Here is a 14,980-nt window from a genome sequence, read left to right as displayed (position 1 = left end):
TACTCTAGCAGCATCCAGTTAGATAACCGATTAGGGTAAAGTTATGTTAGTTGTCGTTTCTCCAGCCAAAACACTTGATTACGAATCACCATTAGCGACTGAACGCTTTAGTCAGCCTGAGTTTGTTGAACACTCTGCTGAGCTGATTGAAGAGTGCCGTAAGCTGACGCCAGTAGATGTTTCTGCACTGATGAAAGTCAGCGATAAAATCGCAGGGTTGAACGTAGCGCGCTTTGAGCAGTGGAGCGAGACTTTTACCCAAGACAACGCACGCCAAGCAATCCTAGCCTTTAAGGGCGATGTCTACACTGGCCTAGACGCTGAGACTTTATCGGATGAAGATTTTGACTACGCACAAAACCACCTGCGCATGCTTTCTGGGTTATATGGTTTGCTTAAGCCGTTAGATTTGATGCAGCCATACCGCCTAGAGATGGGGACACGCTTGGCGAATGCTCGTGGTACTAACTTGTATCAGTTCTGGGGTAACATCATCACAGACAAGCTCAATGAAGCGTTGAATGCTCAGGGTGATAATGTGCTGATCAATCTAGCGTCGAACGAATACTTTAAAGCCGTGAAGCCAAAGAACCTTGATGGCCAAGTGATTACCCCAGTATTTAAAGATTGTAAGAACGGTCAATACAAGGTGATCAGTTTCTACGCGAAGAAAGCGCGCGGCATGATGGCTCGCTACATTATCGAGAACAAAATTGATTCGGTAGAAGCGCTAACTCAATTTGATACGGCGGGTTACTATTTCGTTGAAGAAGAGTCGAATGCGAAAGAGCTTGTTTTCAAGCGTGAAGAGCAAAACTAGCAGCCCTTGGCTAACGAGTTAGTCTCGGCTTTAGCCTGTAATTAAAATTAGAGACGAATTATTTAGCCAGATAACAGGCCAGACAAAGAAAAGCCCCATGCTGCGAACTGCATGGGGCTTTTTTATGGAATCGTTGAAGCAGTTAGATTATTTCTTCTTTGCTGCTTTCTTTTTCTTCGCGATTTTTTTCTTCTTCGCGATTTTTTGTTTCTCTACCGCTTTCTTGTCTTCTTTCTTCGGTTTCTTCTTCTTAGTCACGGCCGCTTTCTTATGTGTTGGACGCATACCTTCGATAAAGCGCTCTTTGATCGGTTCTTCAGTGTAACGAGCTACACGCTCAATCATCAGCTGGTCGTGCGCTTCAATGATAGAAACCGCATTGCCTTTCTTACCAGCACGAGCCGTACGGCCGATACGGTGTAGGTAGACGTCAGCAGTACGAGGCATGTCGTAGTTGATTACGTGGCTTACGTCTGGAAGGTCGATACCACGAGCCGCAACGTCAGTCGCTAGCAGTACGTTTACTGAACCGTCACGGAAACGAGCAATCGCGTTGTTACGACGATCTTGAGGCATCTCACCTTGGATCCATGCACATGGGATTTGCGCGCTTTCTAGTTGAGCACGAAGATCACCTAGACGATCACGAGTCTTCAAGAACACGATGCTGCGCTCAGCTTGTTCTGTGATGATGTGCTTTAGGATGTTTAGCTTATGCTCTGCTGTGTCTGCACGGTGGTACCACTGAGTGATCTTCTTACGCTCACGAAGTGATGATTTTGCATCGATCTCCGCTGGGTTTTTCAGTAGATCTTCAGTGAAGCCTTCAACACCTTTACCTTCTAGCGTTGCTGAGAAAAGTAAAGTTTGCTTACGCCAGCGACACTCAGCAGACAGGCGGTCAACAACAGGACCAAAGCCCATGTCTAGCATGCGGTCTGCTTCGTCTAGGATCAGCCATTCGATAGCACGACAGTCAAAGCGCTCAGCTTCGATGTATTCCATCAGACGGCCAGGTGTTGCTACTACGATGTCTTGCGTTGTGCCAAGGATGTCAGCGTGCTCTTGGTACATCACACCACCTGTGATGGTGAAGATGTTTAGCGCAGTGTATTTCGCAAGCTCACGAGCTTGGTCAGTGATCTGCATTGCCAGTTCACGAGTTGGCGTCAGGATAAGCATACGAGCAGGGCCCGCTTTCTTACGTGGGAAATCCTGAAGGTACTGCAGTGCTGGCAGTACGAATGAGGCTGTTTTACCAGTACCTGTTGGCGCAGAAGCCAAAACGTCTCTTCCATCTAACGCTTGTGGGATTGCTTCAGCTTGTATCTGTGTTGGACGTTCATAGCCCATTTCGTCAATTGCTTTAAGCAGCTCTTGGTTTAGATCGAGTTCTGCAAAGGTTCTGATCACTGTTGTTTCTCCACAAGCAATAAATGTTTCTGCTTCAAAAAGCAGACGATAAAAAAGAGTAGTCGGACATTATAGAAGCATTAGTGATTAGGATCACATGGTATTTGCTACATCTTGAGATAAAAATCTTTAGTAAGTGCAATAAATGCTGCGCTATAACCACCTTGATGATGAATTGTAAGCGATTCACGCTGCAAATCTTGCTCACAAGCAGGATCTTTAGATAACTCAAACAGGATGCGGCTCGCGGGTTTCTTGTCTGTTGTTTTCACATCAAGGCGTTTTGCTAAGTACCAACCACACTGCTGTGCAAGCTTAATGAAGCCTTCTCCCTCTGGCGTTGGCAGTATGAAACTGGCCGTCGCAGAGTCGGTCGTTATCTCGAAGCAGCGCTTTGCAAGATCAAGGTGATCCAAGCTGTCTGTGTGTCTGGCTGTGGCTCTCTGGCTTTGTTGTGATTGTTCGCCTGAGTTGAAGTAGGGCGGGTTACAGATGATCGCATCAAACCTCTGTGGAAAGTTTGCCGATAACACACTGTCGTGATGAAGCACGATACGATCTTGCCAAGGTGACTGCTCAATATTGACTGTCGCTGCGTCAATGGCATGCTGATCAATATCGATTGCTGATATAGCAGCATCTTCAAAGCGCTGTGCTGTCATCAAAGCTAACAACCCTGTGCCTGTTCCTATGTCGAGTACCGATGATTTCGGCGCAAGGCTCATCCACGCACCAAGTAGCACGCCATCGGTGCTGACAGGCATACCGCTCTGTCCACCGTAAATAGAGAATTTCTTAAAATTGAAGCTTTTGGTTTCTACTGTTTTGTCTTTCATGAATGTTCTGAGTATCGAGATATTTTAAGTGATTAGCTCTAATGTTAACCACTTGTATGAATCAATGTTCTGCTTGGTGATTTATTGTTGTGAATTATGGTTAGTTTATAATTATGGCTATTTTTCCATATCCAGTGGAATCCACTGCTTTTTGTTCATATATGCAAATTTATATGGTGTTTTTTTATGGTGACTTGCAGCTAGCTAAGTGTTTCGTCATTATGCGCGACTATTTTATAGATTGATTGGCAGCCTTGAGCTGTAACATTCATGTAAGCACAACATAAATTCATAAATATAATTAAGGATTATCTGTGAAACAGAGTCTAAAACTAACAGATATAATGGCATTGGGCTTTATGCTTTTTGCGTTTTTCTTGGGTGCGGGTAACATCATCTTCCCACCTCTAGCTGGCCAATTGGCTGGTGACCACTTTCTTCCAGCTATGTCTGGTTTTCTGCTGACTGCCGTTGGTCTGCCGTTAATCACAATCGTAGCCGTTGCCGTTGCTGGTGGCTCTTGGGGTCATCTAACCAAAGATCTTCCTAAGCAAGCAGCTACCATCATGGCTGTGCTGATCTTCATCATTATCGGTCCTGCATTTGCTGCACCACGTACCGGTCTTGTTGCTTATGAGATGGCGGTGAAACCGTTCTTCATCGATGCCTCTCAAGCTCACCTCACTCTTTTTTCGATTGCCTTTTTTGTAGTAGCGATGTTCTTCTCATGGTCGCAAGGTAAGCTTATCGACGTAATCGGCAAGGTACTGACACCTGCACTATTCGTTGGCTTAGTTGTACTGGCGATTGCTGTATTCGTTAACCCTCAAGGCGACGTTCTTGCGGCTCACGGTGAGTACATCACTCAACCACTGACCAAAGGTTTCCTTGAAGGCTACAACACCATGGATACTTTTGCTTCTTTGATGTTTGGTATGCTGATTGTTGACGCGATCCGCAGCAAAGGTATTACTGACCGCGCAGCGACGACTAAGTATCTGATCAGCGCAGGTTGTATTGCAGCTGCTGGTCTAGCGTTTGTTTACATCTCTCTGTTCTTCCTGGGCGCAACAAGCGCAACAGTAGCAGCGGGTGCCGACAACGGTGGTGCTATCTTAAGCCTATACGTTCAATCCTTGTTTGGTCCTTCTGGTCAGCTAGTGCTTTCTGTGATCGTATTATTAGCGTGTCTAACCACAGCGATTGGCCTTGTATCAGCATGTTCTGATTACTTCAGCTCGCTAACGCCTCTGTCTTACAAGGCTTGGGTAATCATTAACGGTGTTGCTTGTGCAACCGTAGCGAACGTTGGCCTTTCTCAGCTGATTTCTCTGTCTGTACCAGTACTGTTTGCACTTTACCCAGTCGCTATCGCTCTAGTAGCACTTACGTTCTTGCGTAGCCGTTTCCCTAATCCAAAAGCGGCTTACCGCGTGGTGGTATTAGTGTCTCTACTGTTTGCTCTAATTGATGGCGCTAAAGTAGCGGGTGTAGACGTGTCTGCACTGAAGATGCTGCCATTGTTTGAGATTGGCATGGGTTGGTTACTGCCAACAACTGCAGCAATCATCTGTATGTTCTTTGTTGGTAAATCAACAGAGCAAGAGATGGCAGAAGAGACGGTTTAATCTTTCCGTTGAGATTAAATAGTCACTAGACATAGAAAAGGCCTCACTACTTCGCAGTAATGAGGCCTTTTTGTATTCTGTGTGTTTCTATATGAGTAGGTCTTCGAGAGCGAATATGCGTTTATAGCTTTTCGCTGTACTCAACCAGAACTTGCTCTACCCAGCTTGCGATACGGTCGTCGCTGAGTTCATATTGTGAATCTTCATCAAGCGCCAAACCAACGAACTGTGATTGGTCTTCGGTGAGTGCCTTAGACGCTTCGAACTCGTAGCTATCATCGTTTGGCCAGAAGCCAACAAACTCTGCACCAGCGGTTTTCAGTTCGTCATGCAATAGACCCATCGCATCTAAGAACCATTCGCCGTAACCTTCTTGGTCACCCAAACCAAACAGTGCCACAACCTTGCCTTTTACTGGCGTTGTCGCGATGTCGTCCCACAGTTCATTCCAATCTTCTTGGATTTCACCGAAGTCCCATGTTGAGATGCCCAATAACAAAAGGTCGTAGTCTGCCATCAATGAAAGAGGGGTTTCTTTCACGTTATGGATATCAACTAGGTCTTCACCAATAATGCCGCGAATCTTTTCTGCTGCCATTTCTGTGTAGCAGGTGGTTGAGCCGTAAAATAATCCAATTTTCATAGCAAACGTTCGATTTTAATTTCAGATGGCGAATTCTAACCATAAATCGACTTCGATTGCAGCGATTATCCGCTCAAGTCGTAATTTTTATGGCATTCATATTTGCTCTGGCATACTCTCAAAACAGTTTCCAATATTGTGAGTAACACTATGCAGTCGCCTCAAGGGCAGAGCGCAGACCACGGTCTAGTTGAACAGTTTTTAGATGCTATGTGGATGGAGCGAGGGTTATCTGAGAATACGCTTGTCTCGTATCGTACCGATTTGTCCAAGCTACTTACCTGGATGGAACAGCACAATTACCGCCTCGATTTTATTAGCCTTTCAGGGCTACAAGATTATCAAGGCTGGTTAGCCGACGCTGATTTTAAGCAGACTTCTCGTGCTCGCATGTTGTCGGCAATTCGTCGCCTGTTTCAATATTTGCACCGTGAGAAAATCCGAGCGGATGACCCAAGTGCTTTATTGATCAGTCCTAAGCTTCCACAACGCTTACCAAAAGATTTGAGCGAAGAACAAGTGGATGCCTTACTCGATGCGCCAGATCCGAACGATCCTATCGAGCTTCGCGATAAAGCCATGCTTGAGTTACTCTATGCCACCGGCTTACGTGTGACCGAGCTGGTTAGTTTGACGATGGAAAACATCAGCCTAAGACAAGGCGTGGTGCGAGTTATTGGTAAGGGCGGCAAAGAGCGCTTGGTGCCAATGGGCGAAAATGCTGTGGATTGGATCGAGACATTTATTGAACAAGGTCGCCCGCAGTTGCTTGGTGAAAACAGTTCTGATGTGGTTTTTCCGAGTAAACGCGCTAAGCAAATGACCCGTCAGACGTTTTGGTATCGTATCAAACATTACTCGGTCGTCGCTGGTATCGACACGGAGCTATTGTCACCACACGTATTAAGACACGCTTTTGCGACGCATTTACTGAACTATGGCGCAGATCTCAGGGTCGTACAGATGTTACTTGGGCATAGTGACTTATCGACAACCCAAATTTATACTCACGTGGCGACTGAAAGGCTGAAGCAAATTCACGCGCAGCATCACCCTCGTGCTTAAATCCATTTATTTTTAAGGTGAACTTAATGAGCGTATTACGCCGTCTTCCTCTATTAGCGCTTCCACTGATGATTACTGCATGTAATGCATCAGAAGCTAAAGTAGAACAAACATCAACAGCCGCAGAAGTTGCTCCAGCTCAGGCGATTGATACAGCAGCGTTAACTAAGCGTTTTGAAAAAATCGGTATCAAAGTTGATAAGATTGTTCCTTCGGATATCGATGGTCTGTTAGAGATTCAAACCAACAGCGGCATTATCTTCTCTTCTCCCAAAGGTGATCACTTTCTAGCGGGCACACTTTACTCTTTGGATGAGAACGGCAAATTCAGTGATGTATTGGCTGAGCGACAAGCGCCGCTTAATGCTGAAAAAGTAGCAGCACTGTCCGATACGGTTATCGAATATAAAGCGGATAACGAAAAGCACGTTGTGACTGTGTTTACTGATATTACGTGTGGTTACTGTGTTCGTCTGCACAGCCAAATGCAAGGCTACAACGACTTAGGAATTACTGTTCGTTACATGGCTTACCCACGCCAAGGTGCAACGGGTCAAGTTGCAGACCAAATGGCAGCGATTTGGGCTTCTGAAGATCCAAAAGCAGCTATGCACAATGCGAAAGTAGAACGTCAGATGCCTGCATCAGGCAAAGACCTTGCTGAGCAGAAACAGATCATCGCGAAACAATACCAACTAGGCCGAGAGCTTGGTATCAATGGTACGCCAGCTATCGTATTAGAAAGTGGTGAGTTGGTGAGTGGTTACTTACCGCCAGCACAACTGCTTCAACGTTTAGAGCAATAATCTCGTTTTCTGTATTGCCAATTTATCCCCCCATGTTTTTGATTTAAGGAGTGGCCTGATTGATATTGGGCCCATTTTTATATGATAGAGATCCAACGCCGTCCTGAGGTCGACATTTCAGTTTTACCTGCTCACTTACCTGACTTGTTAAAGCGCATCTATGTGAGTCGTGGTATCGACAGTGCTGACCAACTTGAGACTGCTGCGAAAGGCTTGCACTCTTATCAGAAACTGGGCGGTATTGATGCTGCGGTAGAGTTGTTGTTCAACGCGATTCAGCAGCAAAAACGCATCATCATTGTCGGTGACTTTGATGCTGATGGCGCGACCAGTTCAGCCTTGTCAGTGCTTGCTTTGCGTATGCTGGGTAGCTCTAACGTCGATTATCTGGTACCAAACCGTTTTGAAGATGGTTATGGTTTGAGCCCTGAGGTTGTCGAACAGGCAATCGAGCTTGGCGCTGAAGTGATCATGACGGTTGATAACGGTGTATCTTCGATTGAAGGTGTGCGTTTTGCCAAAGAGAAAGGACTAGAAGTCCTGGTTACCGATCACCACTTGCCGGGCAACGAACTGCCAATGGTTGATGCGATGGTGAATCCGAATCTTGAAAGCTGCGCTTTTCCTTCAAAAGCTCTAGCAGGTGTGGGTGTGGCGTTCTACCTGATGATGGCACTGTGTGTCCACATGCGTAAGCTGAATTGGTTTGCAGAGCGTGGCATGACCGAGCCTAAGCTGATGGAGTTGATCGACCTTGTGGCGCTAGGCACCGTAGCCGACGTGGTGCCACTCGATGAGAACAATCGAATCTTGGTACACCAAGGGTTGCAACGCATTCGCGCGGGTAAAGCGCGTCCGGGTATTCAGGCCTTGATCGAAATTGCCAAGCGAGACGCTAAGCGTTTGGTCGCCTCTGATTTTGGTTTTGCGTTAGGTCCTCGTATTAACGCTGCTGGCCGATTAGATGATATGTCCTTTGGTGTTGAATTGCTGATGAGTAACAACATCCATGCAGCACGTCGAATGGCGAGTGAGTTAGATGGCTTGAACCAAACACGTAAAGAGATCGAAGAAGGCATGAAACAAGAGGCGATGGCTTTCTGTGAGCGTCTTGAGTTTGGTAAAGACGACCTGCCTTCTGGTCTAGCTTTGTTCCAGCGAGATTGGCACCAAGGCGTGATTGGTATTTTGGCTTCGCGTATCAAAGACAAATACCACCGCCCAGTGATTGCGTTTGCAGACGGCGGGGAAGGCACCATCAAAGGCTCTTGTCGTTCAATTCCGGGGTTGCACATGCGTGATGCATTAGACCGTATTGACACTCAAAATCCAGGCTTGATTCTAAAGTTTGGTGGCCACGCAATGGCGGCGGGCTTAACCATCATGGAAAAGGACTTTGAACGCTTTAGTAAGCTGTTCAATGACGTGGTGAAGAAAGAACTGGGAGAAACGGCACTGAAAGGCATTATCTTGTCTGACGGTGAGTTGCTACCTGAAGAATTTTCAATGCACACCGCTGAAACGTTGCGTGCTGGTGGCCCGTGGGGACAAGCTTTCCCTGAGCCAATCTTCGATGGTGAGTTTAAAGTGCTGCACCAAAAGCTGGTGGGTGAAAAGCACCTTAAGCTGATGCTTGAGCCGTTATACAAAGGTCACCCAACCAATGTGATGATTGATGGTATTGCCTTTAATGTAGATTTGCGTCGCTGGCCAGATGCGTCAGTGAAAACGGTTCACCTTGCATTTAAGCTCGATATCAACGAATTTCGTGGCAACCAATCGTTGCAGTTGATGATTGATTACATCGAAGCTAAATAGCCAAATCTCGACTGATTAATGTTAAACATTTAGCGCTAAATTCAACAAGCTCTGTACATAATACAGGGCTTGTTTTCCTTCCAGTGATTGCCTGAATGGCATGATTTCCCCAGTGTTCAAAATTATATTCTTCTAAGTGATTGAATCTTGTTTCGAACCCCAAAAATTTCTGTATCTCCGTCACACTTTTGAGTACAATTCTCCGGTTAAATTCTACTCATAAATGATGAGCTAAAATGTTTGAAATCAATCCTATAAAAAACCGTCTGCAGGATGTGTCTGAGCGCACAAATATCCTGAGGGGGTATCTTTGACTATGACGCTAAGCAAGAGCGTCTAGAAGAAGTAAACGCAGAATTAGAACAACCGGATGTATGGAACGAACCTGAACGTGCTCAAGCGCTAGGTAAAGAACGTTCTGCATTGGAAGCGGTAGTAGAAACGATCGACCAACTTGACCAAGGTGTTGAGGATGTTGATGGCCTATTAGAGCTTGCGGTTGAAGAAGAAGATCAAGAAACGTTTGACGAAATTGAACCAGAACTGGCTGAGCTAGAAGCTAAGCTAGAGAAGCTGGAATTCCGTCGTATGTTCTCTGGTGATCACGATGCATCAGATTGCTACATCGATCTGCAGTCAGGCTCGGGCGGTACAGAAGCTCAAGACTGGACTTCAATGATGTTGCGCATGTACTTACGTTGGGCAGATTCGAAAGGTTTCAAAACTGAAGTTATCGAAGTGTCTGATGGTGATGTTGCTGGCCTTAAAGGCGCAACGGTACGTATTTCTGGTGAATACGCTTACGGTTGGTTACGCACAGAGACAGGTGTTCACCGTCTAGTTCGTAAGTCGCCATTTGACTCAAGTGGTCGTCGTCATACTTCATTTGCATCTGCGTTTATCTACCCAGAGATTGATGACAACATTACGATCGACATTAATCCTTCTGACTTACGTATTGACGTATACCGTGCCTCTGGCGCTGGTGGTCAGCACGTAAACACCACTGAATCGGCGGTACGTATTACTCACGTTCCAACCAACACAGTGGTTCAATGTCAGAATGACCGTTCGCAGCATAAGAACAAAGATCAAGCGATGAAGCAGCTACGTGCTAAGCTTTTTGAACTTGAGATTCAAAAACAAAATGCTGAAAAACAAGCGAGCGAAGAAACCAAATCAGACATCGGTTGGGGCAGTCAAATCCGCTCTTACGTACTGGATGATTCTCGTATCAAAGATTTACGCACCGGCATCGAAAACCGTAATACTCAAGCGGTTCTTGACGGTGACTTAGACAAGTTTATTGAAGCTAGCCTGAAATCAGGTCTGTAAGCTTTACCAACTATTAAGCTTTACCAATAATATTGGTAAAAATGCCTATATTTGCAAAAATATAGCTGTCCAAATTTTAAAAGCAGGGTACATCTCTAATGACTGATGCTGTTCAAAACGAAAACGCACAAGAAGCTTCTTCACCTGAAGAGAACAAACTAATCGCTGAGCGCCGCAGCAAGCTGGATCACATCCGCCAAAACTGCAAAGCTAACGGTCACCCAAATGACTTCCGTCGTGAGCACCTAGCTGGCGATCTTCAAGCGGAATTCGGTGAGAAGACTAAGGAAGAGCTAGAAGAGCTCAACCACATCGTTGCGATCGCTGGTCGTGTTATGGCGAAGCGTGGTCCATTCCTTGCGATTCAAGAAACTTCTGGTCGTATCCAAGCATACGCAGCGAAAGACGTACAAAAAGTACTGAAAGAGAAGTACCAAGGCCTAGATATCGGTGACATCATCGGTGTTAAAGGTGCGCTTCACAAATCGGGTAAAGGCGACCTTTACGTGAACATGGAAGAGTTTGAATTGCTGACTAAAGCACTTCGCCCTCTACCAGAGAAGTTCCACGGTCTAACTGACCAAGAGATGCGTTACCGTCAGCGTTACGTTGACCTAATCGTGAACGAAGATTCTCGCAATGCATTCATCGTGCGTTCTAAGCTTGTATCTTCAATCCGTAACTTCATGAGCGCTAAAGGCTACCTAGAAGTTGAAACGCCAATGATGCACGTGATCCCTGGTGGTGCGACTGCACGTCCATTCATCACTCACCACAATGCATTAGACATCGACATGTACCTACGTGTTGCACCTGAGCTTTACCTTAAGCGTCTAGTGGTTGGTGGTTTTGACCGTGTATTCGAGATCAACCGTAACTTCCGTAACGAAGGCCTGTCTCCACGTCACAACCCAGAATTCACAATGATGGAATTCTACCAAGCGTACTCTGACTACAAAGACCTTATGGATCTGACTGAAGAGATGCTAAGCACGGCAGCAATGGACGTTCTTGGTTCAACTTCTATGCCTTACGGTGACGAAACCGTTGAGTTCGGTGGCACTTACGCTCGTATGAGCATGTTCGATGCAATCAAACACTACAACCCTGAGCACGCAGAGATTCAAGCGCTAACAGAAGCAGATCTACAAGACCGTGAGAAGATGGTAGCTATCGCTAAATCTGTACACGTAGACGTAGAAACGTTCTGGACATGTGGCCAGCTTCTGGAAGAGATCTTTGGTGAAACGGCTGAGCCTCAGCTAATTCAACCAACGTTCATCACTGGTTACCCAGCGGACATCTCTCCTCTAGCTCGTCGTAGCGATGACAACCCGTTCTTCACAGACCGTTTTGAATTCTTCATCGGTGGCCGTGAAGTAGCGAATGGTTTCTCTGAGCTTAACGATGCACAAGACCAAGACGAGCGTTTTAAAGCGCAAGTTAATGCGAAAGACGCAGGCGATGATGAAGCAATGTACTACGATGCAGACTACATCACAGCGCTTGAGCACGGCCTACCGCCAACAGCGGGTCAAGGTATCGGTATCGACCGTCTAGCTATGCTATTTACAAATACGCACACAATCCGTGACGTGATCTTGTTCCCGGCAATGCGTCCACAAGCGTAACTTTCGCTTAAGGGTCTTAACAGCCCACAAAATTTAGAAAGTCACCTTCGGGTGGCTTTCTAAATTTTGTGGGCTTCAAAACCTAGTCTGTACCGCACTCTTGATTCGAAAAATCGTTATTTCTGACATAGTCTTACTATTGAGACATAAAATCTAAGATAGTCTCACTACTATACGCCTCTGCGCTGAATACGATCTCGCGGCATTTTGTGGAACGATGAAGCAGTGACTCGTATTAGCCTGATTTAAATAAAAATAGAATAAGGAAGAAGGATGGGAACTCAATTTAAGATGGATTCCTTACCAGGTTCTCTTATCGTCGTTGGTGGTGCGTACGAACCCTGGTTATCTGTATTAGAACAAGTGGGTTGGCAATGCACCCAATGTGCAGATTTACGAAAAGCTGATGCCTTGATTGCTGACATTGGCCCATGCATTGGCATTGTGGATCTTAGCCATGATGAGTTCAGCCTTAACGGTATTGCTAACCTTGTGAGCAATAACAAACAGGTGAGATGGCTCGCCTTCATTCGTGAATCGCAATTAAGCTCTGATACGATCTGCCAGTTTATCGTTAACTTCTGTATCGACTTTTTCACAGCGCCAATTCCAGATGCTCAGCTATTGAGTACCATTGGTCACCAGTTGGGTATGCTCAAGCTTGAGCAGAAAGTATGGCCAAACTACGGCATTAACAACAATATGGGCCTACTGGGCGACTCTGTGGCTGTGAAGCGCTTGAGAGACCAAGTGAAGCGTATTGGGCCGACTGACGTCAGTATCTTAATTTACGGCGAGAGTGGGGCAGGCAAAGAGACGATTGCACGCTCGATTCATCAAAACTCTTCGCGAGCACAGAAACCATTTCTGACGGTGAATTGCCGCGCCTTGTCTGAAATGAGAATAGAAGCTGAAGTGTTTGGTATCTCAGCACAACAAGCGACAGCACCATGTATGTTGGAAGAAGCCGATGGCGGAACCATCCTACTCAATGATGTGTTGGCGATGCCACGTAATCAGCAGCTGAACCTGCTGCGCTTTTTGCAGGAAGGAAAAATTGAAACAGCGAACGGACCAAAATCGGTCGATGTACGTATTCTTGCTGCGAACTCTTCTGATATCGAAAAAGCACTGATTGAAGGTGACTTTAATGAAGAGCTTTATCACTACATCAATGTTCTGCGTATTCATGTTCCGAGCCTTAAAGAGCGTGTGAGTGATATTTCGGTACTGGCGAATCATTTCCTGCGCGAGTACTCGAAAGAGTTTAATGCTCAGGCTAAGAGCTTTTCAGACGATGCTATTCGTTCTATGAATCGCTATCACTGGCCAGGCAACGTCCGTGAGCTGATGAATCAGATTAAGCGTGTTGTTCTGATGTCGGATGCGGTGATCATCGAAGATCACCAACTTGATTTACCAAAACAGAATGATGATCGCCGTAGCTTGAAAAGCATTCGTGAGCGTTCAGAGCGTGATGCATTGCTGATTGTATTGGAGTCTTATGGTGGACAGGTTTCGTTGGCGGCTAAGGAGCTTGGCGTATCACGAGCCACCATGTACCGTTTGCTCAATAAACACAGCCTTATTTCTGAGGGTGTTGTGTAGAACTCTCTTGTAAGTCATTCAATCTGCTAGTGTAAATTTAAGAGCCACGCATCATGCGTGGCTTTTTTGTTGCTAATCGCTGCGTTTATGCTCGAACAATCGAGAGATGAACTCTCAGTCACTAAGAGAGATATGCTGTGATTTTATATAATCATAGTGAATATCTTATATATAAATGAATATGCAACTGATATTTTAGGTGAATGCATTGTTTTGAAAATGTTAACCAATTATCGGTTGAATAATATACTCACTTGGTTAGACTTTAACCGTGAAAGCAGAGGTTTAACAAAGACTTGTCTGCTTTTACTACCCATTTCTTTTTGGATTTTTTAGTTAGCTTGGAGGCGCAAATGAAACATTTCGATTTTATACAGCATATTTGCGCTTCGTTTGATCCGTGTTCTGACATGGTGACTGTTATGTCACAAACATCAGCCATGGCTGATCGAAACACCCAAGATAAACCTAACTAATAGATCCGTATCCTTATTTGGCTGCGGAAAAATAGCAGCTAAATGAGAAGCCCTCATACTATCTAACACGCTATTTTTCCTCAGTTTATTCAACAACTGGAGAGTTATTATGCGTCACTCAGTATATTTAAAATTAGCAACAGTCCTTATCCGTGCAGACCTTCGTCGTGAAGAGCGTGAATGGCAACGAAAAGTTCGTCGTAGTTCATATGATCTACCATGGAACAATACTCACTTACTAAGAGATATTGGTCTTGAAGCAGATGGTCGACCTATTGGTTTTTCTGAACCTGAAGTCGTTACTATTGAACGTCGAGTACGTCACCTTCGTCGTGTCTTAAGTGCGCGAATACCGACGTAATCTGCGGGGTTGATAGCACCTTTCAACCCCTTAGATAAGTCACAGGGATAGTTATGGCGTCGAAAGTGTAAGCTTTTGAACTAGAACTGACCAAAAAAGAGAAGCTATTGCTTCTCTTTTTTGGTTTTTTAATCGAGAAAAATCAACGCGCCCTAGTAAAGAAATAGAGTTCTACTAAGCTTTAGAGAGCAAGGGAGGCCGGCTATGCAAAAGCATCAATTAGACATGTGGTTACATGGAGAGCACAAAGACTCTTATCAAACACCCAAAGTGTACGTTATTGGTTGTTCTGATATCTCAGAGTATCTATTGGCGGTGGAGTACAAACACAAGCTAGAACCAGTAAAGCAAGACGGCGAGCCGCTTCACTTTGGATCCTTGGATCAAGTGAAAGAGGAGTTACTCCGGCTCGGCTTTGAAAAGGCCTACCTTCGCTTGCATAACGCGTATGATGAGTTTGGTAGTGAACCAAGCCAAAGCTACTGCGATATTGAACTGGCGCTCAAACCTCATTAAAACTCGTTTCTTATTACCGACGGT

The 14,980-nt window shown here is 45.4% G+C and carries 13 protein-coding genes; 10 read left to right on the top strand and 3 right to left on the bottom strand.

What is annotated here, in order from left to right; genetic code table 11:
* Window positions 1-43 precede the first annotated feature (43 nt).
* On the top strand, window positions 44-820 hold the full coding sequence (gene yaaA, locus L1D22_RS19540; protein WP_016783951.1) for a peroxide stress protein YaaA: 777 nt from the start codon (window positions 44-46) through the stop codon (window positions 818-820).
* A 147-nt stretch (window positions 821-967) separates the two neighbouring features.
* Here the strand turns inward: yaaA and srmB are convergent, their stop codons facing one another.
* Both srmB and L1D22_RS19530 read right to left on the bottom strand, forming a co-directional pair.
* Window positions 968-2,233 carry an ATP-dependent RNA helicase SrmB gene (srmB, locus tag L1D22_RS19535; protein WP_239830928.1) on the bottom strand — a complete coding sequence of 422 codons (1,266 nt, stop codon included), beginning with the start codon at window positions 2,231-2,233 and terminating at the stop codon, window positions 968-970.
* 107 nt (window positions 2,234-2,340) lie between these two features.
* Window positions 2,341-3,069 (bottom strand): methyltransferase, encoded by a 729-nt coding sequence (locus tag L1D22_RS19530; RefSeq protein ID WP_239830927.1) that lies wholly within the window; start codon window positions 3,067-3,069, stop codon window positions 2,341-2,343.
* A gap of 314 nt (window positions 3,070-3,383) precedes the next feature.
* Between L1D22_RS19530 and brnQ the strand changes: the two genes are divergently transcribed.
* A complete protein-coding gene (brnQ, locus tag L1D22_RS19525; protein WP_239830926.1) occupies window positions 3,384-4,697 on the top strand; it encodes a branched-chain amino acid transport system II carrier protein in 1,314 nt (437 codons plus the stop codon).
* A 121-nt stretch (window positions 4,698-4,818) separates the two neighbouring features.
* Here the strand turns inward: brnQ and fldB are convergent, their stop codons facing one another.
* Window positions 4,819-5,340, bottom strand: a complete 522-nt coding sequence (gene fldB / locus L1D22_RS19520; RefSeq protein WP_017630223.1) for a flavodoxin FldB — start codon at window positions 5,338-5,340, stop codon at window positions 4,819-4,821.
* 150 nt (window positions 5,341-5,490) lie between these two features.
* Here fldB and xerD point away from each other — a divergent pair, with 150 nt between their 5' ends.
* From xerD to L1D22_RS19480, 8 genes are all read left to right on the top strand, one after another.
* Window positions 5,491-6,405, top strand: a complete 915-nt coding sequence (gene xerD / locus L1D22_RS19515; protein ID WP_239830925.1) for a site-specific tyrosine recombinase XerD — start codon at window positions 5,491-5,493, stop codon at window positions 6,403-6,405.
* 26 nt (window positions 6,406-6,431) lie between these two features.
* Window positions 6,432-7,211 (top strand): thioredoxin fold domain-containing protein, encoded by a 780-nt coding sequence (locus L1D22_RS19510; protein WP_239830924.1) that lies wholly within the window; start codon window positions 6,432-6,434, stop codon window positions 7,209-7,211.
* An 81-nt stretch (window positions 7,212-7,292) separates the two neighbouring features.
* A complete protein-coding gene (gene recJ / locus L1D22_RS19505) occupies window positions 7,293-9,029 on the top strand; it encodes a single-stranded-DNA-specific exonuclease RecJ (protein ID WP_239830923.1) in 1,737 nt (578 codons plus the stop codon).
* A 236-nt stretch (window positions 9,030-9,265) separates the two neighbouring features.
* Window positions 9,266-10,364 (top strand): peptide chain release factor 2 gene (prfB, locus tag L1D22_RS19500; RefSeq protein ID WP_102300662.1). Its coding sequence is split into 2 segments (ribosomal slippage): window positions 9,266-9,340 and window positions 9,342-10,364, totalling 1,098 coding nucleotides; the frame shifts between segments, so codons are not numbered across the junction.
* A gap of 98 nt (window positions 10,365-10,462) precedes the next feature.
* Window positions 10,463-11,995 carry a lysine--tRNA ligase gene (gene lysS, locus L1D22_RS19495; RefSeq protein WP_017059330.1) on the top strand — a complete coding sequence of 511 codons (1,533 nt, stop codon included), beginning with the start codon at window positions 10,463-10,465 and terminating at the stop codon, window positions 11,993-11,995.
* A gap of 273 nt (window positions 11,996-12,268) precedes the next feature.
* Window positions 12,269-13,603, top strand: coding sequence for a cyclic-di-GMP-binding transcriptional regulator VpsR (gene vpsR / locus L1D22_RS19490; protein ID WP_239830922.1), 1,335 nt, complete (start codon window positions 12,269-12,271; stop codon window positions 13,601-13,603).
* A gap of 585 nt (window positions 13,604-14,188) precedes the next feature.
* A complete protein-coding gene (locus tag L1D22_RS19485; protein ID WP_004735015.1) occupies window positions 14,189-14,440 on the top strand; it encodes a hypothetical protein in 252 nt (83 codons plus the stop codon).
* A 204-nt stretch (window positions 14,441-14,644) separates the two neighbouring features.
* Complete coding sequence (locus L1D22_RS19480) at window positions 14,645-14,956, top strand: DUF6482 family protein (RefSeq protein ID WP_176681991.1); 312 nt, start codon at window positions 14,645-14,647, stop codon at window positions 14,954-14,956.
* The last annotated feature ends 24 nt before the right edge of the window (window positions 14,957-14,980 follow it).

The sequence above is a fragment of the Vibrio sp. Isolate34 genome (genome assembly GCF_022397915.1).
GTDB lineage: Bacteria > Pseudomonadota > Gammaproteobacteria > Enterobacterales > Vibrionaceae > Vibrio.
The sequence above is the reverse complement of the archived record's forward strand: the minus strand, read 5'-3'. Positions and strand labels throughout refer to the sequence as shown.

Coding starts and splice junctions, on each gene's coding strand:
- yaaA (WP_016783951.1), top strand. CDS start 44: ATGTTAGTTGTCGTTTCTCCAGCCAAAACACTTGATTACGAATCACCA.
- recJ (WP_239830923.1), top strand. CDS start 7,293: ATGATAGAGATCCAACGCCGTCCTGAGGTCGACATTTCAGTTTTACCT.
- fldB (WP_017630223.1), bottom strand. CDS start 5,340: ATGAAAATTGGATTATTTTACGGCTCAACCACCTGCTACACAGAAATG.
- lysS (WP_017059330.1), top strand. CDS start 10,463: ATGACTGATGCTGTTCAAAACGAAAACGCACAAGAAGCTTCTTCACCT.
- xerD (WP_239830925.1), top strand. CDS start 5,491: ATGCAGTCGCCTCAAGGGCAGAGCGCAGACCACGGTCTAGTTGAACAG.
- L1D22_RS19480 (WP_176681991.1), top strand. CDS start 14,645: ATGCAAAAGCATCAATTAGACATGTGGTTACATGGAGAGCACAAAGAC.
- L1D22_RS19485 (WP_004735015.1), top strand. CDS start 14,189: ATGCGTCACTCAGTATATTTAAAATTAGCAACAGTCCTTATCCGTGCA.
- vpsR (WP_239830922.1), top strand. CDS start 12,269: ATGGGAACTCAATTTAAGATGGATTCCTTACCAGGTTCTCTTATCGTC.
- L1D22_RS19510 (WP_239830924.1), top strand. CDS start 6,432: ATGAGCGTATTACGCCGTCTTCCTCTATTAGCGCTTCCACTGATGATT.
- L1D22_RS19530 (WP_239830927.1), bottom strand. CDS start 3,069: ATGAAAGACAAAACAGTAGAAACCAAAAGCTTCAATTTTAAGAAATTC.